This is a genomic window from Enterococcus sp. AMC1252 (assembly GCF_058216515.1).
In genome coordinates this window covers 339,935-365,704 of record NZ_CM177097.1, presented here as the reverse complement: position 1 = coordinate 365,704, position 25,770 = coordinate 339,935, and the positions used below count along the sequence as shown (strand labels likewise).

General features: G+C 35.9%; 21 protein-coding genes. 7 read left to right on the top strand and 14 right to left on the bottom strand.

What is annotated here, in order from left to right:
* Window positions 1-12: 12 nt before the first annotated feature.
* Window positions 13-1,878 carry a beta-glucoside-specific PTS transporter subunit IIABC gene (locus AC4BB5_RS01655; protein WP_490457719.1) on the bottom strand — a complete coding sequence of 622 codons (1,866 nt, stop codon included), beginning with the start codon at window positions 1,876-1,878 and terminating at the stop codon, window positions 13-15.
* A 358-nt stretch (window positions 1,879-2,236) separates the two neighbouring features.
* Complete coding sequence (gene licT / locus AC4BB5_RS01650) at window positions 2,237-3,091, bottom strand: BglG family transcription antiterminator LicT (protein ID WP_490457718.1); 855 nt, start codon at window positions 3,089-3,091, stop codon at window positions 2,237-2,239.
* 789 nt (window positions 3,092-3,880) lie between these two features.
* On the opposite strand from licT (AC4BB5_RS01650), the gene AC4BB5_RS01645 reads away from it, so the two are divergent.
* Window positions 3,881-4,462 carry a helix-turn-helix transcriptional regulator gene (locus tag AC4BB5_RS01645; RefSeq protein ID WP_490457717.1) on the top strand — a complete coding sequence of 194 codons (582 nt, stop codon included), beginning with the start codon at window positions 3,881-3,883 and terminating at the stop codon, window positions 4,460-4,462.
* Window positions 4,463-4,546: 84 nt separating this feature from the next.
* On the opposite strand, the gene arsC is transcribed toward AC4BB5_RS01645, so the two are convergent.
* The 6 genes from arsC to AC4BB5_RS01615 all read right to left on the bottom strand — a co-directional run bounded on the left by arsC (window position 4,547) and on the right by AC4BB5_RS01615 (window position 10,120).
* A complete protein-coding gene (gene arsC, locus AC4BB5_RS01640; RefSeq protein WP_490457716.1) occupies window positions 4,547-4,948 on the bottom strand; it encodes an arsenate reductase (thioredoxin) in 402 nt (133 codons plus the stop codon).
* Entirely contained in the window at window positions 4,948-6,006 is a 1,059-nt protein-coding gene (gene arsB / locus AC4BB5_RS01635; protein WP_490457715.1) for an ACR3 family arsenite efflux transporter, read from the bottom strand. Before arsB ends, arsC begins: the two co-directional genes overlap by 1 nt.
* A 147-nt stretch (window positions 6,007-6,153) precedes the next feature.
* A complete protein-coding gene (locus AC4BB5_RS01630; protein ID WP_490457714.1) occupies window positions 6,154-6,459 on the bottom strand; it encodes an ArsR/SmtB family transcription factor in 306 nt (101 codons plus the stop codon).
* A gap of 318 nt (window positions 6,460-6,777) precedes the next feature.
* Window positions 6,778-8,286: a DUF1846 domain-containing protein gene (locus AC4BB5_RS01625; RefSeq protein WP_490457713.1), complete on the bottom strand. Its 1,509-nt coding sequence runs from the start codon at window positions 8,284-8,286 to the stop codon at window positions 6,778-6,780.
* A 214-nt stretch (window positions 8,287-8,500) separates the two neighbouring features.
* On the bottom strand, window positions 8,501-8,707 hold the full coding sequence (locus AC4BB5_RS01620) for a hypothetical protein (RefSeq protein ID WP_490457712.1): 207 nt from the start codon (window positions 8,705-8,707) through the stop codon (window positions 8,501-8,503).
* Window positions 8,708-8,851: 144 nt separating this feature from the next.
* The gene (locus AC4BB5_RS01615; RefSeq protein WP_490457711.1) at window positions 8,852-10,120 is read right to left on the bottom strand and encodes a Rid family hydrolase; all 1,269 of its coding nucleotides are present in this window, start codon (window positions 10,118-10,120) and stop codon (window positions 8,852-8,854) included.
* Window positions 10,121-10,474: 354 nt separating this feature from the next.
* Here AC4BB5_RS01615 and AC4BB5_RS01610 point away from each other — a divergent pair, with 354 nt between their 5' ends.
* From AC4BB5_RS01610 to AC4BB5_RS01585, 6 genes are all read left to right on the top strand, one after another.
* Complete coding sequence (locus AC4BB5_RS01610) at window positions 10,475-10,771, top strand: winged helix-turn-helix transcriptional regulator (RefSeq protein ID WP_490457710.1); 297 nt, start codon at window positions 10,475-10,477, stop codon at window positions 10,769-10,771.
* Between the two features lie 120 nt (window positions 10,772-10,891).
* Entirely contained in the window at window positions 10,892-11,500 is a 609-nt protein-coding gene (locus tag AC4BB5_RS01605) for a hypothetical protein (RefSeq protein ID WP_490457709.1), read from the top strand.
* 416 nt (window positions 11,501-11,916) lie between these two features.
* The gene (gene licT, locus AC4BB5_RS01600) at window positions 11,917-12,765 is read left to right on the top strand and encodes a BglG family transcription antiterminator LicT (RefSeq protein ID WP_490457708.1); all 849 of its coding nucleotides are present in this window, start codon (window positions 11,917-11,919) and stop codon (window positions 12,763-12,765) included.
* 141 nt (window positions 12,766-12,906) lie between these two features.
* A complete protein-coding gene (locus AC4BB5_RS01595; protein WP_490457707.1) occupies window positions 12,907-14,805 on the top strand; it encodes a beta-glucoside-specific PTS transporter subunit IIABC in 1,899 nt (632 codons plus the stop codon).
* 45 nt (window positions 14,806-14,850) lie between these two features.
* Window positions 14,851-16,278: a glycoside hydrolase family 1 protein gene (locus tag AC4BB5_RS01590; protein WP_490457706.1), complete on the top strand. Its 1,428-nt coding sequence runs from the start codon at window positions 14,851-14,853 to the stop codon at window positions 16,276-16,278.
* A gap of 178 nt (window positions 16,279-16,456) precedes the next feature.
* Window positions 16,457-16,843 carry a VOC family protein gene (locus tag AC4BB5_RS01585; RefSeq protein WP_490457705.1) on the top strand — a complete coding sequence of 129 codons (387 nt, stop codon included), beginning with the start codon at window positions 16,457-16,459 and terminating at the stop codon, window positions 16,841-16,843.
* A gap of 100 nt (window positions 16,844-16,943) precedes the next feature.
* Here the strand turns inward: AC4BB5_RS01585 and AC4BB5_RS01580 are convergent, their stop codons facing one another.
* From AC4BB5_RS01580 to AC4BB5_RS01555, 6 genes are all read right to left on the bottom strand, one after another.
* The gene (locus AC4BB5_RS01580) at window positions 16,944-18,008 is read right to left on the bottom strand and encodes a DUF4179 domain-containing protein (protein WP_490457704.1); all 1,065 of its coding nucleotides are present in this window, start codon (window positions 18,006-18,008) and stop codon (window positions 16,944-16,946) included.
* Window positions 18,008-18,523, bottom strand: coding sequence for an RNA polymerase sigma factor (locus tag AC4BB5_RS01575; RefSeq protein WP_490457703.1), 516 nt, complete (start codon window positions 18,521-18,523; stop codon window positions 18,008-18,010). The genes AC4BB5_RS01580 and AC4BB5_RS01575 overlap by 1 nt, the downstream gene beginning before the upstream one ends.
* A 190-nt stretch (window positions 18,524-18,713) precedes the next feature.
* A complete protein-coding gene (locus AC4BB5_RS01570; protein WP_490457702.1) occupies window positions 18,714-20,531 on the bottom strand; it encodes a collagen binding domain-containing protein in 1,818 nt (605 codons plus the stop codon).
* A 306-nt stretch (window positions 20,532-20,837) separates the two neighbouring features.
* Window positions 20,838-22,553, bottom strand: coding sequence for a cache domain-containing sensor histidine kinase (locus tag AC4BB5_RS01565; protein WP_490457701.1), 1,716 nt, complete (start codon window positions 22,551-22,553; stop codon window positions 20,838-20,840).
* Window positions 22,550-23,341 carry a response regulator transcription factor gene (locus AC4BB5_RS01560; RefSeq protein WP_490457700.1) on the bottom strand — a complete coding sequence of 264 codons (792 nt, stop codon included), beginning with the start codon at window positions 23,339-23,341 and terminating at the stop codon, window positions 22,550-22,552. The genes AC4BB5_RS01565 and AC4BB5_RS01560 overlap by 4 nt, the downstream gene beginning before the upstream one ends.
* A gap of 144 nt (window positions 23,342-23,485) precedes the next feature.
* A complete protein-coding gene (locus AC4BB5_RS01555; protein ID WP_490457699.1) occupies window positions 23,486-25,579 on the bottom strand; it encodes a leucine-rich repeat domain-containing protein in 2,094 nt (697 codons plus the stop codon).
* Window positions 25,580-25,770 lie beyond the last annotated feature (191 nt).

The window sequence follows — 25,770 nt, the reverse complement described above, 5'->3', positions numbered from 1 at the left end:
TTCACCTCTTATTTATAATAATGTAATCAAACGATCGCCAGTCTCTACTTGTGCTTGATCGCTGACAACAACATCTTCATAATTTGCTGTATTCGTGATAATTACTGGTGTTGTTACGTCAAAGCCAGCTGCTTTGATTGCTTCAATATCAAACACAACCAGCGGCTCGCCAACTTTTACCGTTTGTCCTTGTGTTACTTTTAACTCAAAGTGTTTTCCTTCTAATTGAACAGTGTCTAAACCAATATGAATCAGGACTTCTGCACCATTTTCAGAAGTTAAACCAACCGCATGTCCTGTTGCAAACGCCATTGTTACTGTGCCATTGACGGGTGAAACTACTTCACCTTTGGTTGGTGCAATGGCTAAACCTTGACCTAATGTTCCTGATGCGAAAGCTTTATCATTAATATTTTCTAGCGGCACAATGTCACCCGTAAGTGGACTGCTGATTACTTCTGACTTTACACCAGCATGCTCAACTGTTTTTGATGCGGGTACTTCGTTTGTTCCTGTTGTTGTTTCTGGAATATCCTCAAAACCAATGAAATAAGTTAAAACGGCTGCTAAGACAAATGCTACTACAATACCAATCAAGAAGCCTACAAAACCTTCACCATTTGGTCCATAGAAAGCTGGAATCATTAAAATACTTGAAGGACCTGCTGCATAACCCATACTTCCAGCATAGCCGACAATACCACCACCAACAGCGGCTGAAATCACACCAATAATAAATGGACGTTTTAATCTTAACGTCACACCATACACAGCTGGTTCTGTAATTCCGAATAAAGCTGTAACTACCGCAGAAGCTGACAACGCTCTAAACTCTTTGTTTTTCGTTTTTAACATAACACCTAAAACGGCACCTGCTTGTGCAAATACTGAAATTGCTACGCTGGGTTTTAGAGGATCTTTCCCCATTGTCGCAATGTTGTTCATCATCACCGGGACAATCCCCCAGTGTAAACCAAACATCACAAGAATTTGCCATGAAGCTGCAATTAAGGCACCTGCAATAATTGGGTTGAAGCTGATCACTTTCAGTAGCACATCGGCAATTCCATTTCCTACATAGACGCCAAATGGGCCAAAAATCATTAACGTTAACGGAACGATCACAATCAACAGAATCATTGGAGTAATAAAGTTTTTAATGCTTTGATGTAAATGTCTGTTCAAGAATTTCTCTAGTATACTCATCACGTAAATTGCTAAGATGATTGGAATAACAGTCGACGTATATTTCACCATCACCACAGGAATCCCAAAGAAATCAGCCGAAACATCTGGTGCTGCTAAACCAATAATTGTTGGATATACAAGAGCCCCTGCAATCGTTACTGCAACAAAGACATTAGCTTTGAACTTTCTCGCTGCTGTAATTGCGAGTAAAACGGGTAAGAAATAGAATAAACTATCCGCAATTGCACTTAAAATAATAAACGTTGATGTTTCTGGTACGATAAATTTTGTTGTCGTAGCAATCGAAAGTAACCCTTTTAAAATCCCAGCCCCTGCCATCACACCTAATAATGGCGTAAATAAGCTAGAAATCAAATCTACAAATTTACCAAAAATCGTTTCATTTTCATTTGAATTAGTATCTGATCCTGTCTGATCACCAGTTAAATTAGACATAGCTCCAATCGCCGCGTAAACTTCTGGGACAGTATTACCAATAACCACTTGGAATTGTCCTGCACTTTCCATCACCGTTACCACGCCAGGAATACTTTCCACAGCATTTTTATCAACAATCGTTCTATCTTTCAATTTAAATCTTAGACGTGTCGCACAATGAACAAGTGATTGTACGTTTTCTTCGCCGCCGACTTCTTTTAATATTTTTTCTGCTAATTGATTCGCATCCATAATAAATCCTCCTAATTTTAAAAGCTGAACAGGCTCATTTAGACTTGACAGGAAAATAGAGAAAATTGATTGTGACGCTTTTTGTCACACTCAATTTTTATCTTTTTCCCGAAAGACTAGCCTGTGAAGCTAGACAAAACATACTTGCAAAAGGTTGTTTTTTAACTGATTAAAATAGTTCCGGATCTATTTTTTGGCAAAAGAAAAACCTAAACCTTTACTAAAAAATGCATACACTACCCCTGTGTGCAATCTCTTAGTAAAAGTTTAGGTGTCGCCTGCCGAACAGTCACAATCCACTAACCTGATACGCTATTTAGTTATCTGACTCAAATGATAGCATTTTCAAAAATAGAAGTCAATCCTTTTTTGAAAGTGTTTTCTCTCTTGTATATAAACGCTTTAAGTGAATCACAAGGTAGAGCATTTCCTCAGAAGTTAAATCCATATGGAAAGTCGTATACACGTACTCAGCGATTTTATTCGCACAATCATATGCTAATGGATACTTCTTTTTCATCAATAAATAAAGGTCATGATCTTCACTATCAAGCAACGTTCCATTGGTGATCCGTTGTACAAAAAACTTAAGATGGGTCAAAAAACGATAAAAATTCAATGACTCTTCATCGTATTCAATTCCTAAATGATATTTCACGATCTTTAAAATAGCAGAGACTTCTTTGGTGATCGCAACGGTTGTATTCATTTCTTCATTCATTTCTGCATTGATCAAATGCATGGCAATAAATCCAGCCTCATCTGCTGGCAATCGAACCTCTGTTTCTTGTTCGATCATATCAAGTAAATCCTTAGCTAGTTCAAATTCATTTGGATATAAGCGATTAATTTCCCAAATCAAAGAATTGGTAATCGACTGTCCATTTTGATGTCTTTTTAATGCATGGAAAATATGATCGACAAGAGAAACATGTAAACTTTCATTTAATTTTTGATTCAACTTTTTCTTTGAGCTATCAATAAATTCCTCTGTTACCTTTAGAATCGGATAAGGAACTTCATTACTAAGTGAATTAAAATGCTGCTGCAAACCAGCATCTTCTAAATGAAAAATTTTGTCAGCTTTTGTCCTATCTAATATTTCGCCTGCATTTTTTTTAAATCCAATGCCTTTGCCCATAATCACATGTTCTATTCCATTCTCATCTTTTGTGATGATCACGTTGTTGTTTAGTATTTTATGTATTCTCATGACGTAACCTCCTCATTTTTGACATGCTTCTTCAATTTGCTATTCTACGCTATGAAGGAAAAAAAAGAAAGGCTTTGTTTTTTTATGTGACTGAGTTTTACCATTCAATGCCACTTATAATCACGTTTTGACGATATCACTCACCTCTGAATAATTATAGCTTGTAAGAGTTTTCCCTGTGTATGTCATTTGATCCGCCAGGAAGTCATTATTAAATTCATTTTATAACAAGTTTCTGTTATTTTGTTCGCATAAACATTCTATTATATAGGAAAACATACGCATTCTGAATGCATTAGAATACCGTATCCCAATCTTGTACAATGAACGGGATGACCTTTACAGTTTTTTCTTTTATAATAAAATTAAAACTAAAGGCGAGGTCTATACTATGTACGATAGCAAAACAAGAAAATTTTATTGTAATCGCTGCAAAAAGGAAATAGTAACTTATGAAAAATGCTGGACTAAGTGGCAATTCCCTAGTAAAGCAAACTCCTTTCAAGATAAATCTATAAAAGCGTTAGAATACCAAAATGCGCCCATTATATGTCTTGATTGTGAAAATGAAGTATTCCGAGAAAAGTTTTAAGTATAGAGAATAAGCAACAAATATTTTTATTCCAGAGACTATTTTGCTTACTTAGGTGATACTCTTAAAAATCAGTCATATCAAGGATTTTACCGATGTAAACACCTGTATACATCCCTATTTCTATTACAGTAAACGCCAATAGACAGACAAAATAGACACTTCTATATTATCTTAGTATCAAAGGAGACAACAAAATGAATTTTAATAAGCAATTAAGACTTTATCGTGAAAGAGATGGTTATTCTCAAGAAGAACTTGCAGAAAAAATCTATGTCACACGGCAAACTATTTCTAAATGGGAAAATGATCATACTTATCCTGATATTCATAATTTGATTGCCTTAAGCTCTCTTTTTGATGTCACCTTAGATGAATTAGTCAAAGGAGATGTAGAAATTATGAAAAACAATCAAAACATCGAATCGGAAAGAATGAATCGACTTTCTTGGGTCATGATCGTATTTATTGTGTTAGCTGTTGTATCCGTTGGTCCGTTTGTGTCACTTTGGGGTTGGTATGGTTTAAGTATTTCTTTTGTACTTTGGGCGATCTCTATGATTGTCGCTCTTAAAATTGAGAAAATCAAAAAAGAAAAAGATGTCCAAACTTATACTGAAATTGTAGCTTTTATGGAAGGGGAGGATCTTGAAGCGGCCAGGGCCAAACGTGATAAAAAAAGGGACCGTTGGAATAAAACCAAAATCGTTTTGGGCTTTTCATTAACAGCTGGAATACTTGCTGCAATTAGTTCTTTTCTATGGGTTTGGCTTTCGTAAAATTCATTAGAAAAGTTATAAAAAGAAACAACAGAGAAGACCATTGATTGATGGTTTTCTCCGTTGTTTTTTGTATATTTTTTATCACAACTGTTTTATTCTCTTTTCTATTTCATTCCTAGTTTTTCTAAACATAGTCATAATCTCTTCTTCTGTTCCTGTCGCTTTGGCAGGATCTTCTAAGCCCCAATGAATGTGCTGAACAGATTTAGGAATGACAGGACAATTATCTAAAGCATCCCCACATAACGTCACCACTAAATCAGAAGAATTTAGAAATGCTAAGTCAATGACTTCTGATTTGTTTTGGCTAATGTCGATGCCGATTTCAGCCATGACCTTGACCGCTCTTGGGTTAAGTCCATGCGCTTCAATGCCTGCGCTTCTGACTTCCCATTCTTTTGGATCTAAAATTACTTTAGCTAAACCATCTGCCATTTGACTACGACAAGAATTACCTGTACATAAGAAATAGATTTTTTTCATTAGAATAGCGACTCCTCTTTATCAAAGTATTTGTCTTTCCATTTTAACGCTAAATTTACTAAAGCTATTAACACAGGGACTTCCACGAGCGGTCCAATAACTGCTGCAAACGCTTCTCCAGAGTTAATCCCAAACACACCCACAGCTACCGCAATGGCTAATTCAAAATTATTACTTGCTGCTGTAAATGAAAGAGATGTTGCAACCGGGTAGCTGGTGCCCATTTTTTTGGATAGTAGAAAGGATACAAAAAACATTAAGACAAAATATAAAAGCAGTGGTACCGCTATTCTAACAGCATCCAGCGGTAATTCAATAATTTTGTCTCCTTTAACAGAAAACATTGTAACAATCGTAAACAATAAGGCTACTAATGTGATTGGACTAATTTTAGGAATGAAGACCTTTTCGTACCATTCTTCGCCTTTTATTCTTGTTAAACTAAAGTGAGTGATGAACCCCGCAATAAATGGAATTCCTAAATAAAAGAACACACTTTTAGCAATTTCTCCCATGGTAATACTCAAGGTATGTGCTTCTAATCCAATCGCCTTCGGTAATACTGTCAAAAACAGATAGGCAAAAATAGGATAGAAAATAATTTGGAAAATAGAGTTAAATGCGACTAACCCTGCTGTATATTCATTGTCTCCTTGTGCTAACTCACTCCACACAATGACCATCGCAATACAACGTGCTAAGCCAATCATAATTAGACCCGCCATATATTCAGGATAATCTTTCAAGAAAATCACGGCTAATAGAAACATTAAAATAGGACCCACGACCCAATTTTGAAATAAAGATAATAATAGCACTTTCCAATCTTTAAAGACGCGTCCAATTTCATTATACTTCACTTTTGCTAAAGGCGGATACATCATTAATATTAAGCCGATCGCTAAGGGAATCGATGTGGTTCCATAAGACATGCTTTCCATTGTTTTAGGTATACTAGGGAAAAAGTAGCCGACACCTACTCCAACTGCCATTGCTAAGAATATCCACACGGTAAGATATTTGTCTAATATCGACATCTTTTTTGTTACACGATTCATTTTTGTTCATCCTCCAACTTCCGCCAACACATAGATATGCATCTATGTGTTGCTGAAGAAAATATTTTCCTGTTGCTCATTTAATCATTCAGCTACTTTGTCACTCACTTAGGTGGTGTGAACGCTCAGAAGTTGAATGATTCTTTGTTATACATTATTTTTCTGACAAACACAATTATCTGAGTTAAAAAATAATTGATTAAATTCTCTCATAAATACTTTTAACTCCTCTTGATTTAAACTATAGTGATGCCACTTGCCTTTTTTCGTCACCTGTACAAATCCAGCCTTTTCTAATATTTTCATGTGGTGAGATAAAGTTGGTTGGGTAAAATCAAAATGGACTAAAATATCACAAGCACACATTTCACCGCAAGAAAGTAGATCGATAATCTTCATCCTTTTAGGATCTGTTATTGTTTTTAATTTTACTGCGTAATCTTCATAATTCATTTTTTCACTTCCTTTTACTTTAATTCTAAATCATTAAATGACCCACTAACGCTAAGAAAATATCAACTAGTCAAGCTGTTGATCGACAAATAACTTCATACTTTAAAATATCCCTCTTCACATAGACATCCATCTATGTATAAAATTAATATAGAGGAATATCTATGTATTGTCAATAGATATTCTTTTTTTATGAGCATAAATCCTTAACGATAAATAAAGACAAGTAGTTAACTATCCAACTACTTGTCTCTCAATAAGAAATTTTATATTAGGGTTTAACATTTAAATTACAATTCAGAATGTTCGCCTACCACTCTAAATGTAATATAAATTCTCAGACGGATAAACCGCATCACTGGTAATATCCAATCCTAATTCTCGTAACGTCTGCTCATCATTCTTACTCAACATCACAGTAGAGTGCGCTTGTACACCGTTCAATTCAGACAATTTATCATAAGCTAATTGTGCTGTTGGGTTCGTCACGGCACTGATCGCTAAGGCAATCAAGATTTCATTCGCTTTTAAAGCCGTTATCTTACTGTGAAGATCTTTTCGCTTCATCGTTTGAATAGTTTCAAGAATCACTGGAGATAGTAATAAAATTTCATCTGAAATATTGGCTAACGTCTTAATAGAATTCAAAATAGCAGATGAACATGAATCCATTAAACTGCTGGTTCTCCCTTTTACAATTCGACCGTCTTGCAATTCAAACGCAATAACAGCAGGTGTGTCATTACTTTGCGTTTGCTCTCTTAATCGCTCTGAATACTCTCTAGCAGGAAGAACCGCTTTTCGGTCTTCTTTTTTCAATTCTACTTCTTCCATGATCAACTTAATACGATTGACTGTTTCTTCATCGATCAAGCCTTTTTTAAAATCACATTCTGTGGCAAAACAGCGACGAATAATTTCTTGCTTAGACGCTTCTTTCACCACATCATCATCGACAATCCCAAAACCGACACGGTTCACGCCCATATCCGTTGGGGATTGATAGACAGATTCTTCACCCGTAATTTTTTCAATAATTCGTTTGATTACGGGGAATGTCTCCACATCACGATTATAATTAACAGCAACTTTCTGGTATTTATCAAAATGGAAAGAATCAATCATATTGACATCTTTCAAGTCAACGGTGGCTGCCTCATACGCAATATTTAAAGGATGCTTCAACGGAACATTCCAAACTGGGAAGGTTTCAAATTTTGAATAGCCAGCGGTCTTTCCATTGCGACTTTCATGATACAGTTGATTCAAACACGTCGCTAATTTCCCACTACCTGGACCTGGCGCTGTGACAACTACAATTGGTTTTGTTGTTGGGATATAGTCATTTTTACCAAATCCTTCTTCACTGACGATTTTTTCAAGATTTGATGGATAATCTTCAATTGCTGCATGTTTATAGACTTTGATATCTCTTCGTTCCAATTTATTGATAAACATTTTTGTAGAAGGTTGTCCACTGTAGCGTGTAATGACTACACTATTGACTGCTAAGCCGTATTCTCTTAACTCATCGATTTGACGTAAAATATCCATGTCATAGGTAATCCCATAATCACCACGAATTTTGTTCCGCTCGATATCGCCTGCATAAACACAAATCAAAATCTCCGCTTGATCTTTTAATTTCTGTAAAAGTTTAATTTTTGCATCCGCATCAAATCCTGGCAAAACACGTTTTGCATGCATATCCCCAATCAATTTACCACCAAATTCTAAATATAATTTATCATAGTGGTCGACCCTTTCAAGGATATATTTTGATTGCTCTTCGATGTACTTTTGTGGATCAAAACCTAGTTTTTTCACGTAAGAACCCTCCGATATTTGTATACTGCCATCTATTATAAACTTATTTACTGCTGATTACGATATAGAATGTCACTTTAATTTTAAAAAAAGACCTCTATCTTGCCAGATATTTTCGATATATAAAGATACCCACAATAAACAGAATTGCCAAACCCTTAGACACAACACCGCTATACAAAAACAAACAAATTGGACTCATCACACTAACTCCTTAATAAACCCACCTAACAAATAATTTCCCTGCCCGTCTTTCCGCTTTATTTTCTGTAGAGATGTCATCGTTTTTAATATTTAGCGGATTTCTTGCTAAAAATAAACCACTTGACTTATCCACAAATATTGCAAATAACAGAGCAACCAAACTAAATATAATTAAAAATAGTAAGACTTGGTCCTTTGAAGAAAATAGATTTTCCATCTCAAGCCTCCTTTAACTTACATCCATTTTTCATCCTATTATACAGCAAAATAAACCTGTATTCCTTCATTAGCAAAGGTAACACAGGTTTATTTTATAATTCTTCCCTTGTAGCTAGAACTTTCATAACTTTTAGTTTAGCTATTAAACAATCGGCGGTGTTCCTTCCGCATTTCCAACAATTGCATCAATTTGGATCAACGCACCTTTAGGTAATTCCGATACACCAACCACTCTTCTGGCAGGCACACCATCTGGGAAAAATCTTGCATAAACTTCATCTACAGCAGCCGTATCTTCGATATTCTTAACAAATATGTTCACTTTGACCACATCAGCCATCACATGATCAACACTCTCAATGATCGCCTTGATATTGTCTAAACACTGATTAGTTTGCTCTTTTATCCCACCGACAACCATCTCATTCGTTTTTGGATTGATCGGTAATTGGGCTGAAATATTATTATAATGTGAAAAAGCAACTGTTTGTGTTGAAAATGGACATTTCGGCGCTTGTGCTGTATTATTCGCTTCGATGATCAGACCATGTCTATCTTCGATTGCTTGGGGCGGTGTACCATCTCCATGCGAAACCACAGCTTCAATCTGAATTGCAGCGCCCATTGGTAAATCTTTTACTGCAACCACTGTCCGTGCTGGAACATAGGCAACTGTTCGAGCAATCGCCGAATCTGGGAAAAAGGTTGTATAAACTTTATTCACAGCATCCATCTTCGACAAATCTTTTAGGAAGATCGTGACTTTAACGATATCATCAAATGGAACATCAATACTTTCTAAAATTGCCTTAATATTTTTCAAACACTGTCCAGTCTGTTTTTTGATACAACCGGGCACCACTCGTCCTGTTTTAGGATCAATCGGTAATTGGGCTGATAAATTATTGTAATGTGAAAACGAGACCGTTTGTGTCGACAATGAACTACTTGGTGCATTTGATGTGTTGTTTGTCAGTTTGATCAAGTCGCCTGCTTGAGGAGCATTTGGGATTGTCCCTTCACCATTTGAAACAAGCGCTTCAATTTGCACTAAAGCGCCCATTGGTAAATCATCTACCACAACTACTGTTCTTGAAGGTTGGTAGCTTGTGAAAACTGAGGCGTACACCTCATCTACTGCATCGATATCTTTACTATTTTTAACAAAAATAGTAATTCGAACAATGTCACTCATTACATGATCGATACTTTTAGCAATTGCTTTGATGTTTTCAAAACACTGTTCAGTTTGTTCCTTGATGTCTCCTGCTATCAATTTACCAGATACTGGATCGATCGGTAACTGTGCTGAAAAGTTATTGTAGTGAGAAAAAGCGACCGTTTGTGATGCTAGTGGATCCTGTGGTGCATTTTTTGTATTTCTTGCTAGTACTGCGTTGTCATTGCTCATATTCCTATTCCTCTTTTCTTTTAATAGCATTCAAATAAAAAAAGATCCTACCTTACATGGAATGTTCACTTTTTCACAAAACAACACACTAATCGCTACTTTTTTATAAGTGTACCGTTTTTACTATCCTGCATTGTATTATAAAACACTGACAAATTGACAAAAATTATATCATTCACTCCAGTCTACAATAATAGCGCTAACATTTCAATGATGTATTTTACTGGATATTATTCTGTAATTCTATTTCCTAAAGAGCTAGTTGATTTTCTGCTCTAAACATGTAACAATTCTCATACACGGAAGCCATTTTTAAAAGCGGACTCATTCTCAAATGTTAGGAGCTACTTTTTTATGATAAAGAAAGAAGAAATGCCACTTTGTGACGTGGCAACGACGGTTCAACTGATTGGAAGTAAATGGAAAACATTGATTATTCGAGATCTAATAACAGGACCCAAAAGAAATTCCGAATTAAAGCGATCGTTAATAGGAGTTTCTCAAAAGGTCTTGACCGAAAGTCTTAACTCAATGATTCTAGATGGCATTGTAGAGCGAATCGATTTCCAAAAAGTGCCGCCTCATGTTGAGTATCAATTAACCCCTTTGGGAGAAAGCTTATTACCTGTCATTGAATCCATGAGACAATAGGGACAATTTTATAAACAACAACTTCGATAGATAGTTACAAATTAGTGCCTACTTAACATTTTATAAAAAATTGTCTATACTTTATTACAGACCACAACAATTATTAAGGAGGCTATTTAAATGAATACTGAGTTTACACCCATCGAAGCAGTTCATACCGCTGTTGAGCAGACCATGCTAAACGGCGAAGCTGTTTTAAGAGTTATAAAAAAAGATAAAATTATGGAATTTGATGAAAATACATATGCTAAGCTAAACAACTTCACTTTTCATAATGGGACAATCGAAGTGAAGATGTTAAGCCGCTTATTGCCGGATGCACCAGATTTTGCACGTGGATTTATCGGTATTGCCTTTCGGATCGATCAAACTGACACAACATTTGAATCTTTCTACGTAAGACCGACAAATGGCCGTATAGACGATCCAGTCAGAAAAAATCGCGGTGTGCAATATTTTTCCTATCCTAAATACACCTTTGACTATTTCCGAAATCTTGGCATCACAGATTTTGAGGGGCCAGCGGACATTGGACTTGATGAATGGATCAGCTTAAAAGCAGTGATCAATGGAGCTAAGGGAGAATTTTATTTAAACGATAGTGACAAACCCGTATTGGTGGTGGAGAATATGAAGCACGGTGCTGATGCTAGAGGTGGGATTGGTTTCTTTGTTGATATTGGCACAGAAGCATTCTTCAAAGAATGGACGATTACAGCAATTGATTAGACAACACTGATTCAGATTCAAGCATGTTTCTTCATTATGGCCTACCAGATCGTAGAAGTGATTAATTTTTTTATCGTCCTATAAAAAAACGCTATCCTCTCAACTAAAGTAAGAGTCAGTGTTATCAGCACTGGCTTTTTTCCGTATAAAATACCTACTTTGCAAGATTCATTATAGAAAGTCACTTATAGTATGTCTAGTCTGTTCGTCAGTAGCTTTCTTTATCACTTTCTATTTAATATGTAGTACTCTTCAAAAACCCATTGACAGCGCTTTCTTTATAGTGTATATTTGCTTTGTTAAATGGATAGTGATTATTAAGTTAAGCTAAACCTAAACAACGCCTCTTTAGGCTTTTGTTTGGGCTTTTTTCTATTTTCAGTCTCTTTATTTAGGAAAACGGGAGGGCAATTGCTTTGGAAATTCTAAAAATTTTAAATAATAATGTGATCATTGTTCGTAATGAAGACAACGAAGAAGTGATTCTTATGGGCAACGGATTAGGCTTTCAAATGAGGGCTGGCTCAGAAGTTGATCGGGCAAAAATCGAGAAGGTTTTTAAGCTTGAAAACGAAGTTGAATCGGAACAGATCGAGCAATTATTTTCAGAAATTCCCGAAGAAATCATTGAAATCTCCTACAAAATCTTATCTCAAGCAAAAAAAGCGCTAGACAAAGAACTGAATGAATCATCTTTTATAGCGATTGCTGATCACTTGCACTCCTCTATCCAACGGACAAAGAAAAATATTCAAATCAAAAATTTTTTATTATGGGATATCAAACGCTTTTTTCCTGTTGAATTAGAAATAGCACGATTGGCTATCCAAATGGTCAACCAGCAACTGGATGTAGATTTGACTGATGATGAAGCTGGATTTCTAGCCTTGCATATCACCAATGCTCAACTCGACGGCAATCACGAAGATGCGATCAGTCTGACTCAGTTGATCGAAGAAATATTGACCGTCATCAAATATACACTCCGAATCAATTTTGCTGAAAATGATATTTACTTTCAACGGTTTATTACACATTTAAAATTCTTCACTGAACGAGTGTTCAAAGAGAACACTGCAACAACATCTGAAGAACAAGTTGAAAATGAGTTGTTCTTACTCGTGACGAAACAATATCCAGAGGCTTTTGAGGCAACAAAAAAAGTCGCTGAACTATTAATCAATCGACGTAATTATACAATGTCAAAAGATGAACAGGTCTACATCACCATACATTTGGCTCGAATCATCGATAAAACAAGTTAGTTAGAGAGGATTTCTCTTAATCTAAATGATATCCCGAAAAGGAGCGTAGGAAACTGATTGCCTGTGGAAAGGCCCTGGATCGTGACATTAAGTTGGCGAGACCTCTGAATAAAAAATAATTAGACATTTGGAGGAACGAAAATGGGTAAATATGAAGAACTTGCACAAAATATTGTAAAGGAAGTCGGAGGCAAAGAAAACGTCAATTCTTTAACAAACTGCATCACACGCCTTCGTTTTAAATTGAAAGATGAAAGTAAAGCCAACACCGAAGTCTTAAAAAATATGGATGGTGTTGTGACCGTTATGCAAGCAGGTGGACAATACCAAGTAGTGATTGGCAACCATGTCCCTGATGTTCGCAAAGATGTGGATGCTGTATTAGGTGTGTTAGAAGCTCCGACTGAGTCTGGTCCAAAAGGAAATTTATTTGATCAATTCGTTGATATGATTTCCTCTATTTTCCAACCGATTTTAGCGCCACTGTCTGCAGCTGGTATGTTAAAAGGGGTTAATGCCATTTTAATTTTCGCGTTAGGGGCTGGCTTTGCGGAGTCGTCAACATCAGCTATTTTTAATGCGATGGGTGACGGATTATTCAAATTTTTGCCAATCTTTATTGGTTACACAGCAATGAAAAAGTTTGGCGGCTCACCCTTCCTTGGAATGTTAATCGCATCAAGTTTAGTCTATCCTGGATTTTTAGAAGGTGCAGCTACTGCTCAGTTTGCTGAAGCGGGAGGGCTTAATTTCTTTGGTATTCCATTCTCTATTCCGCCTGCTGGTTATGGTTCTACAGTTATGCCGATTATTGCGGCGGTGGCTTTTGCTGCATTTTTAGAAAAGCAATTAAGAAAAGTTATTCCTGACGTTATTAAGTTGTTTATTGTTCCATTTATAACAGCGCTTGTAACGATTCCATTAACATTCTTAGTGATCGGACCAGTCATGAATACTGTTTCTGACGCTTTAGGAAATGGGTTACTTTCTATTCAAAGTTTTAGCCCAATTTTATTCGGTGCTATTCTTGGTTTCTCTTGGCAAATTCTTGTTATGTTCGGTCTACATTGGGCGCTTATTCCATTTGCCATTATCGCATTATCTCAAGGTGACCCAACATCATTATTAACACCATCAGGTAGTGTAAGTTTTGCTCAAACTGGTGCGGTATTAGCGGTCATGTTGAAAACTAAAAATGCGAAATTAAAAGAATTATCAATCCCTGCTTTTATTTCAGGTATCTTTGGTGTAACTGAACCGGCTATTTACGGTATCACTTTACCTAGAAAAAAACCTTTCTGGGCATCTTGTATTGTTGGGGGTGTTACTGGTGCCATCGCTATGGGATTAGGTATGCAAGGCTATCAAATGGGTGGCTTAGGAATATTCCGCTATCCAAGTTCTATCTCACCAGATGGCGATGTTAAGTTTGCGATTTACGCAATGATTTTGGATGCGTGTGCTCTAGCAGCTGGTTTTGCAATAGCTTGGGCTTTAGGCTTTAAAGATGATGAACCAACGATTCAACTATCAAAAGAAGAAGCGAAATTAGCCGCAACTGGGCAAAAAAAGAAACTAACAAAAGATGAAGTTTTCTCTCCAGCAGAAGGCAAAGTTCTACCTTTGAGCGAAGCAAGAGACGCAGCATTTTCAGAAGGTATCATGGGCAAAGGGGTTGTGATCGAACCAACTGTTGGGGAAATCGCGGCACCATTTGATGGTACCGTGATGACTCTTTTCCCGACAAAACATGCTATTGGATTGATTTCAGACAATGGGACCGAGCTTTTGATCCATATCGGTATCGACACCGTTCAGTTAGATGGTGAAGGCTTTGAGGCGTTTGTTGAACAAAATGCGAAAGTCAAAAAAGGGGACAAATTAGTGACCTTCGATATCAGTGCGATCGAAGAAGCAGGTTACAGCACACAAGTGCCGATTATCGTTACAAATACCCCTGATTACGCTGATGTGATTGCAACTTCTGAAACCTCGACTAAACAAGGAGATGTTTTGATTACTGCGATCATCGCAAAATAATCATTTGAACCAATACAAAATCTATTTACAAAGGAGTACAGATCAATGAGTTTTCCAAAGAATTTTTTATGGGGCGGCGCAACAGCTGCCAATCAATGTGAAGGAGCATGGAATCTGGACGGTAAAGGAGATTCTATTTGTGATCATAATCGCGCTGGGAGTCGAACCGCTAATACACATCGCACATTCGATTTAAAGATCGATACAGATCACTATTACTACCCTAGTCACACGGGTATCGATTCTTACCATCGCTATAAAGAAGATATCGCTTTATTTGCAGAAATGGGCTTTAAGGTTTATCGGATGTCGATTGCTTGGTCACGGATTTTCCCTAATGGAGATGATGCTACACCAAATGAAGCAGGGTTACAATTTTACGATGAGTTTTTTGATGAGCTAGCGAAATATGGCATTGAACCACTTGTCACGATTTCTCACTTTGAAATGCCTTTTCACTTGGGGAAAAACTATGATGGTTTCTTAGATAAACGAGCGATCGGATTTTACGAAAACTATGCAACTACTCTATTTGAGCGTTATAAAGATAAAGTAAAATACTGGCTAACATTCAATGAAATCAACTTCGGTACAATGGATCACGGCAAACGTATCAATGGTTTATTTAATCGTGAATATACTGAATCTGAACAATATCAAGCATTACACAACGTTTTTCTCGCTTCAGCTAGCGCAGTCGTTGCTGGACACAAAATCAACCCTGATTTTAAAATTGGGTGTATGTTGGCATATATTACGATGTACCCAAAAACATGTCGTCCAGAAGATGTTTTAAAAACGCAGCAAATCAATGAGAAATTCAACTTTTTCTGTGGTGATGTTCAAGTCAAAGGAAAGTATCCTTACTTTATGACACGTTATTTTGAAAAGAACAATATTCAGATAGAGATTACAGAAGAAGATAAAGCCTTACTCAACGCAGGAGCCGTTGATTATTACACTTTTAGCTATTACATGACCACCTGTATCACAGATGACTTGGAAAATCGTAATGATAAAACAGGCGGCAATCTTTTTGGCGGTGTATCAAATGAGTATCTTGAAACGAGCGATTGGGGTTGGCAAATCGATCCAGTCGGACTGCGCTATACGTTAAACCAAATCTATTCTCGTTATGAAGTACCGTTAATGGTCGTAGAAAATGGACTTGGCGCTTTTGATGAAGTGGAAGCAGATGGTTCGATCAATGATGATTATCGAATAGACTACTTCAAACGACATATTATTGAAATGGAAAAAGCGATTGATGATGGGGTTGACTTAATTGGTTACACGCCTTGGGGTTGTATTGATCTGATCAGCGCTGGTACGGGAGAAATGAGTAAGCGATATGGGTTTATTTATGTCGATCGTGATGATGAAGGAAATGGTACACTCAATAGAAGTCGAAAAAAATCGTTCCATTGGTACAAGCAAGTGATCGAATCAAATGGTGATATTCTTTTTGATTAAGTTTATTCAATAGAATCCCACTTCCCTTTCTATGCTTAAATTGAGATGAAGAAACCTAAATAAGTCGTTTATCCCAAACGTGCTTATTTAGGTTTTCTCTTTATTTGATTGAATTTAGAGCACATCAATTGAAATTACGCCAAAACCTGCTATCTTACACTTAAGGAGCGTGAAGAAAATGAAACAGCCAATAACCTTTATTTCAGTAACGGAACAGGCCAAAAAGCAAATGGATTTTTATGTTGAGGTTTTTCCAAACACTACGATTCAATCAACAACTTATTATGATGAATACCCAGAACGTGTGTTGAATGGACAGTTAGATTTAAACGGCGCCTTGATTTATTTTTTAGAGATGGGACCTGAAAATCCCGTAGCACCTGGTTGGAATCTTTCATTATACGTAGAAATGGACACAGAAGAAGAGTTTGATCGCATTTTCTCAGCACTATCTGCCGAAGGCGTAGTCATTATGGGACCTGAAAAAGCTGGAATTTTTCAAAAAGTTACGTGGCTGACAGACAAGTTTGGTATTACTTGGCAGCTAACATTTGCTGGAAAATAAAAACCACTCCCTTCTTAAATAAAGGAAGGAAGCAGCAAATTTTGTTTCAGCTTACTGGTAAAGTCAGTGCTCTTAGCATTGGCTTTTTCTTTTTTGAAAACTACTGACGCTTAAATTCGACCTCTAGGTCACCATAATGAAGCAGCAGTACATCCGCTTGATCATATCCTGGATAGTTGAAAATCATCTGATAATACAGTTCTCCACCTTCTTCATCGGAGCTAAATTCTCTCGATAAGTAACGCTCCTGGCGACCATTGATCACTGCTTGTAACCAAATATCATCTGGATCGATCATTTCATTAAATCTTTTATCACTCGTTTTCATCACGAATGAATTTGGATAAACTAATGCAGACACTGTTTCGGCCCATGAAGAATCAGTTGGAGCAAAATTGAGCGCATCAAATGACTTGATTTTTGATGTATCAATCGGTAATTCCCATAAGCCTTCGAGTTCTTCAAAAGTTTCTCCTTCTTTCCCTTCATGGTAGCCTGGCGTATCATCTATGGGATACATTGCGGTTACACGACTAATTACAACAACTGCATTTTCTAACGGCGGAACCTCACCATTACTGGCTTGAAGACGATACGTTAATTCTAATTGATTCGTACTGCGATCAAAATGAGACTCTGGCGTGATGCTGTTAAAGAGATTCAAGTTTTCCTGAGCTTCCGCCAAGCCACTTTTTAGATCAACTAAATAGCGACCATCCCCATTTTTAAGAGCAAAATGGATACCGTAAAATTCAAGAGTTTCATTCGTAAATTTTGAGTTCTTCGGAAATTGAATCATAAAATGCAACCCGATTTCATTTTGATCAGCATAGACTTCAGTTAACTCGATATCAACATTTTCATTCGTTGCTTTTGTACTTTGTTGCGTGACAAATCCTTTTTCTTGAAGCGTTTTAGAGGTAAATTGACCCAGATGCAAGAAATTAGTCACCGCTTTACCGATAGGTGTAAAAGCTAGCGATAGTCCAATCAGTACAATCGCTGTGATTAGGATCAGTGGGAGCTTTTTTTTCTTTTTGGGTTGTACTCGTTTTTTTTCTTGAGAGATTTTTTGATAGGCTTCATCAAATGCTTGACGAGCTTCTTTAGAAATAGCTTGCGTTTCTTGCAACGTTTCGTTCAATTTTTCTTCAAAATCTTTCATTAAATAACTCCTCCTTCAGATCCCATATATTCTTTTTGCAACATTGCTCGACCTCTAGCTAAGCGAGACTTGATCGTACCAGAGGGTTCACTTAAAATCTGACTGATTTCTTTCACTGAAAAACCATTATAATAATACAAGACAAGAGGGATTCGATAAATTGAGTTTAGCCCTGTAAGTAAATCGTTCATAGCTAAGTGCTCCGACTCTTGATTATTCACTGAAAATTGATAATCCTCTATATCAAAATAGGATTCGGTATTCAATATTTTTTTGCATTGATTGATCATTATTCGGCAAAGCCACGTATTGAAATAGTTCGGATTTTTAAGTTGATCCAGTTTTTGATAAGCAGTGATCACTGTTTCTTGCAGTACATCTGCTATATCTTGTTCATTTGTTAAAAACCGCCTAGCCATATTGTAAAGTACCCTTTCATATTCTTGAATCAATTGAATAAATGCATCTTGATTGCCTTTTTGGGCCTTTTTAACTAAAAAAACATCATTTGCCAAGTAAAATACTCCCTTCATCTCCAACAGTTAATTTGAACCTTATATCTATTAGAGTCAAAAAAAACATAAATGGTTGCATCAAAATTATAAAATACTACCATTCGCATATACAGCCCTTATTTTTAAGAGAATATAAATAAAGGATAAGGCAAATAGTCAACCCTATCTGTCTTATCCTTTATCTTATTTTTTATTTCGCTATTTTTTTACGATTTAGTCCATATGCTCCGATTACTGATAGAATTAATGCTAAACCAGTAACTATAGCAACAAAGCTATCCTTACTACCAGCCTTAGGTAATTGCCCTTTTGGTTGAACTTTAGAGGCATTCAAAAAGACTTTGTCAGCTTTTGGTTGTACTTTTTCTTCTTTTACTGGTATCAATTCGCCTTCTGCATGTCCATTCGGTTTGATTTCTTCTACCTGATTACCAGATTTGTCTTCATTCGTTTCTGTTTGGTCATTAATACGAATTTCTGGCTGTTCTTCTTTTGCTGTGTTTAGCTCTTCTTCTTGTGTTTCTTTCACGTGCTCTTCTGGAATTAGCGGTGCGATTTCCTCTAGTTCTCCAGATTCATCTTCGATCACTTCGACTTGTTCGCCGATGTGTATTTCTGGTTGTTCTTCTTTGGCTACGTTTAGCTCTTCTTCTTGTGTTTCTTTCACGTGCTCTTCTGGAATTAGCGGTGCGATTTCACCTAATTCTCCAGATTCATCTTCGATCACTTCGACTTGTTCGCCGATGTGTATTTCTGGTTGTTCTTCTTTGGCTACGTTTAGCTCTTCTTCTTGTGTTTCTTTCACGTGCTCTTCTGGAGTTAGCGGTGCGATTTCACCTAGTTCTCCAGATTCATCTTCGATCACTTCGACTTGTTCGCCGATGTGTATTTCTGGTTGTTCTTCTTTGGCTACGTTTAACTCTTCTTCTTGTGTTTCTTTCACGTGTTCTTCTGGAATTAGCGGTGCGATTTCACCTAGTTCTCCAGATTCATCTTCGATTTTTTCTTCCTCGACAATTGCTTCTTCAATGGGCTGATTTTCGTCACCAATTGCATTGCCGTCTAAAAAGATATTTTTCACTTTATGCGTCGCTACTTCGTTGATTGGCTTTTGATATAAAACTTGATAATCAATTTGGCAATCATTTGTAAAATTTTGCTGTTTTTTCCCAGCCTCTGTTATGGTTGCTGTATACATAATTGTAAATGAAGCCAAGCGCGCTTTTTCACGATAAATTCGAATAGAAAAGGCATTATCATCGCCAAATTCCACTGTACCATACCTTTGATTTACAAACTCTTCTAAACTTAATGCTGATCGACCTAAATAATTGTCAACAGTAAATACAAAACTATCTTGATTTAATACTTGACCGCCACCTGATTTATCAGTCAACACGATATCATTAGCTAAGTCACTTTTCGTTAAGTTTGCATTTAAAAACCAACGAATTTGACCTGATTTTCCCAATAAATCTCCCGTTTTATAAAAGAACGGTTTCTCCCCTTCTACGCCACTACCAGAATGCCCTTTAACAACAATATTTGGGACAACAACTGAAGTTCCAAGATTTGTGGGTATTTCTTTTACTGTATTTTCTTTAACATTTGTCACTCGAACGCCGAAAGTAAATTCTCCTCGAACACGATCTAAGCGATTCACTTTTTCATTAAATAGACAAACAGCTTTATCTTTATATACACGGACTATTCCTAATCCATTTAAATCTATTTCACGAGGAGTATCATTGGAGTCTGTCAATCCTTCTAACTCTTTCGGTAAAGACAACGTCAAAACATCGCCTGCTTTAAGCTTCATACCTGCTTTTTCACTAAATGTTACATGGATAGATGTCAGTTCCCCATCCATTAATTCTGTCTTATCAAACTGAATCGTATCAACAAAACCTGTACTGCTTAATTCAGTTGCTAAAGACTGCTCTCCAAACCCAAATAATCCTAAGAATCCCACAAACATTACTACACACCATGATAATTTTTTTAACATCTTTTATACATCGTTCCCTTCTCTAATTGATATAGACCAATATACATTCTCTATTGCGTTATTAAAAAGCAACTTTTTTGATGTTAAACAATAAATATATTCAAGTCAAATCATATACATTTTTGCACATTATTTTATAATAAAGTTCTTAAAGTAATATATTCAGCTCGCTGACAGATTACTTTCCTATTTACCTCTCTTAGTGTATCAACTCGCCTTTCATCTTATTGTACTGTTACTGATAATGTTAATAAAAAAAGCCACCAGAAATTCTAGTGACTTCCTTATCCTTAAATTGGTGAGTTCTTAATAACGAGGTAGCTTTAACACAATATGAGTATATTGATTCGGTTTAGTTTTAATTTCCATCTGATAGTCAGTACCATATTGTAAGCGGAGCCGTTCATTAATGTTGCTTAGCCCAATCCCTCCTAATCTAGTACAAGTATGCTTATGGTCTTCTTCTAATTGATACCCCTTGCCATTATCGTAGATTTCAATATAAAAACTAGTCTCGTCGGCTCTAGTCCGAATACTAATCAATCCCTGCCGGTCGATTTCCTTAATTCCATGGTAAATTGCATTTTCCACAATTGGTTGTATCACCAGTTTAGGTAATTGATACTCATACAACTCCGGATCTTCGATTATTTCATAGGTCAATTGGTCGCCATAACGTTGTTTCTGAATAAAAAGATATTGCCGAACATGCTCTATTTCATTTTTCAGACGAATCATTTCATTCCCTTGATTAAGGGACAATCTAAAAAAACTAGCCAAAGATTTAGTTGTTGCAACTACTTGTTTATTATCATTAAATTCTGCCATCCAAATAATTGTATCCAGTGTATTATACAGGAAATGAGGATTTATTTGACTAGCCAATGTTTGTATTTCATATTTGTGGATGGCTTGTTCTTTTGCTTTTACTTCTGATACTAGCTGCTCCATCTGCATCAACATACCATTGAAGCTGCGAGCAAGACTGCGAATTTCATCTGGGCCAGTCTCTACAACTTTGGCATCTGATAGACCTGATACAACATGCTTCATTGAATATTCAAGAGTCCGCATTGGTTTAGTCAGTCCTTTGATTACAAATATACTTCCTATAAAAACAACTAAAAACATTAAACCGCCAACTATCGCTATCTTCCACCACATGTTATTAGAAATCATCGCTAATTCCTCTAAAGAAGCAATCCCAACTAGCTGCCAACCTGCCTCAACAATTAATTGGTTATAGACAAGTTGTTGCGCCTTCTCGTCATACCCATTTTTACGGTTACTATCATATTGAACTTGAGTTTGGTATTTTTGCTCTGAAAGAACAGTATCATTCTGATGATAAACCAGCTCTTTGCGCTGGTTTATCATAAATACATACCCTTTTCGTCCAATATTCAATTGCCTTAAATAATTTTCTATCCCTTTAGAATCAATATCCAATCGGATCACACCAAGTTTCTGACCGTCGTCCGTGACAATTTCTTTGGTAATAGAAATTATCCACTCTTCTTTACTACTGGATGCTTTCTGTTTTCTAGCAGAAGTTAGAATCGTCATGCCATCTATGTTAATTCCTTGTTTACGCCATTCCTCAGCTAACATTTTTTTTGACTTTGATGCTTCGTTAGACTCTTCATTAGAAACAAAACGCCCATCTTTAGTAAGTATCATAGCCGAAATAAGTGAATCATCTGTCGCCAACATATTAGCTAGTACATTTAATACTTGCGTTCGACTTTCTGGATCGCCTATTGTTACAAATTCTTGAACATCGGAGCTAATCGTAATCGCCGTCGCCACCTGCTTCAAGCGCTTGATATAGTCATTGACATAATCACCGCTGCGCTCAATCGTATTGATCGTATCATCTTGCGCTTTAGCCAACATGATTGCAGAAGTATTATACGTTGTTGAAATGCCATAATAAACTAGTAGAATAAGCGTCGTTAAGAAAAAATAATGGCTTATTTGCACAGAAAGTGAACGCCACCTAAGCTTATCCAAGATCTTCATCGTTGTGCCGCCTCTTTTTTATATTGTCTCGGCGATAGTCCAGTCACTTGTTTGAAACGTAACGAAAAATAATTAACATCTTCAAACCCGACCTTCCCAGCAATTTCATAGTTTTTGAGAGGTGTTGCGAGTAATAATACTTTCGCTTGTTCGATTCGCTTTTTACTAACATAGTCTTGAAACGTTGTGCCTAGTGTCTTTTTGATTACACTACTTAAATAGCTAGCATTATAGCCTAATTTATTCGCTAGCCATGTTAGTGATAACAAAGGGTTACTTAGTTGTTCTTCAATGATCTGTTTTAACGTATCCGCTAACGCTGTACTGTCTTTTCGCTCCCCTTCTTTCACTACCCGCACCTCTTTCAGTTGCTGATGCAAATGCTCCGACTTTAACTTAGTAATCGCTCGAGTCAACAATTCTTCAATTTCTTGTTTTGTTACCGGCTTTAAAATATAATCATCTGCCCCTAATTTTATGGCGGACACAGCATACTCAAAATAATCATACCCTGTTAAAAATATGATTACCGTTTTCGGCAAAAATAATTTAACTTTTTTAGCAAAAGTTAGGCCGTCCAAATAAGGTAAATTAATGTCTGTCAAAATAATGTTAGGGCTTTCTTTTTTGACAATCTCAAGAGCTTTTTTCCCATCACCTGCTTCAAATATTTGATCGATTTCCAACCCTTTAAAATCAATCAACGTTACGATTCCTTTGCGCACCAACGGTTCATCCTCTATAACCAACAGTTTATACAATGCTATCCCCTTCTTTCTTTCATTCAATAGAAAAAACCCCTTTATTTACTATAACAAATAAAGAAGTTTTTTATATCATTTTTTTGTAACTTTTAGGAATGATTACAGAACTATAATAGCTACCTTAGTTCTTTGTTTACAGTTAATTGAACAATAATACAACTTCAAAAATTAAGGAGCAACATATTTATGAATATTTGGTAATTTATCTAATGGTGAATAGTCAATGATTGGGTTATCATTTAGCTCTAAATTGATTAAATTCGTTAAATATGATAGAGGCTCTATATTTTCAATTTCATTTGATCTTAAAGTAAGTTCAGTAAGATTCTTTAGTGAACTTAATGCTGAAACATCTACAATCTGATTTGAATCCAATCCTAACCTTTTTAAATTAGTCATAGAGTTTAAAACCGAAATATCTTTAATCTCATTCGAATCTAAAAATAAAGTACTTAAATTATTTAATGAAGATAGTGTTGAAATATCAGCTATTTGGTTATCGCTAAGAACTAAACCATTTAGATTTGTCAAAGACTGTAACTCGGAGATATTTACTATCTTGTTGTTAATAAGAGTTAACTTTTTAAGATTTTTCAAAGATTTCAAAGCATCAATCTTAGCTATTTTATTTGAAGACAGATTTAAACTTTCCAAATTTTTCAAATTCGCTACTGATGAAATATCTTCAATTTGATTAATAGCTAAATCCAGAGTAGACAGACTTGTTAGAGACGGTAGAAATTCAAGATTAGCTAATGTCTTTGTTCTTAGAAGTAAATGTTTCAATTGAGTCAATTTACTAAGAGATGAATAATTGTTTATATTATTATTTCCAGAAATGTTCAAAGTTTCAAGAGTACCTATCTTTTCTAACGCTGAAATATCTGTAAGTTGATTGTTATACAGGTAGAGGTATTTTAGTTTTTTCAATGATGCTAATGGATTGACGTCGGTAAAGTTACTGTTAGTTATCGATAGGTCTGTTAACTCTTCTATATTGGCTAACGGTGATATGTCTGTCACTTTAGCCCCACCTAGAGAAAGTTGTTTCAATTGCTTCAAATTTGAAAGTGACGAAATATCTGTAAGGCTACCTTCATCAAGACTAAGTTTTTCCAACTGCGTAACTGAAGACAACCAACTAGCATCAGACATGCGATTATCAAATAAACTAAGAACTTTCAAGTTTTCCATTTTCCCAATTTCGGAATAACCTGTTAACTTGGCATTCATAAATAAAGCTAAATATAAACCTTCTACAGAGTTTAGTTTTCCAAAAGGTCCAATATCAGAAACGTTAGAAGGTTTTATGATTCTCAATTCTTTTAATTTTTTCAACTGATCAATACCTTCAAAATCTAATGGGGCATAATCTTTCTTCCAAAGCGTATTTATATCTAGTGACTCTAAATTAGCTAGTTTATAAATAGGCGCTAAGTCATTGACTTCAATCCCACTCATTCTGATTTTTTTTAATTTATTTAGGTTATTTATCCCTTCAAAATTAAGAGTACTTCCTTTTACGGAAGTTCCAGAATAATCAAAATCTTCTAAACTTTCTAATTGATATATTTTTTCAAAATTCTTTACTTTACCTCTAGCAATCATACTTAATTTAGTTAATTTAGTTAATTTTTCAATACCTGCTAGATTGTCCAAATTATAAATATTCAGATTCAAACTTTCAAGATTCTCCAAGGAAGTGATTTTAGAGAAATCAGATAGATTTGTGATTTCCTCTGTAGAAACACTCACCTTTTGAAGACTTTTTAAATATTGTAGACCTTCAAGATTAGTAACATCCTTTAAATATAAACTATCGAATTTTAAAACTTGCAACTCTTCTTTAGTAGTACTTGAAGTAACTTCTTTACTCAAAGCTGCTGCCACTTCGGAAGAAAAATGAGGATCCGGGAAAACCTCAGCAATAGTCCCCAACACAGGATCTGCATCCACATAAGCTAAGCCTTGATCCTTAATCTTTTTCAGCGTAGCAGCACCGATTCCTTTAACCTTAGTCAATTCATCAATCGACGCAAATGGTCTCGTATCAATAATTCTTTGCGCAAGCACCGATCCGATTCCAGAAAGCTTCTGCAACTCTTCTAAACTTGCACTGTTAATGTCCACTTGCTCGATTTGAGCTGCTGCTTCAATACTCTCTTGTGCTCTAGCAATCTCTGTGCCAGATAAACCACCAACCGCTAACACAAGCATCATCATAATAGAGATCAATACGTTTAATTCTTTTTTCTTTTCCAATTTGTGTGTCCTCCTTTTTCTCTTTCGTGATTAAATTCTAACCATAGGTCTAGTTTATAGGATAAAAACACGATATTATATAGAGTTTCTTTGTAAAAACATAGAATTTGATTGGTTTTTTATTGTATTTCGGGAAAGAAAAAAGAAGTTCACTGGATTTTATAGTGACCCCAAAAAGTTAGACTTTTTAT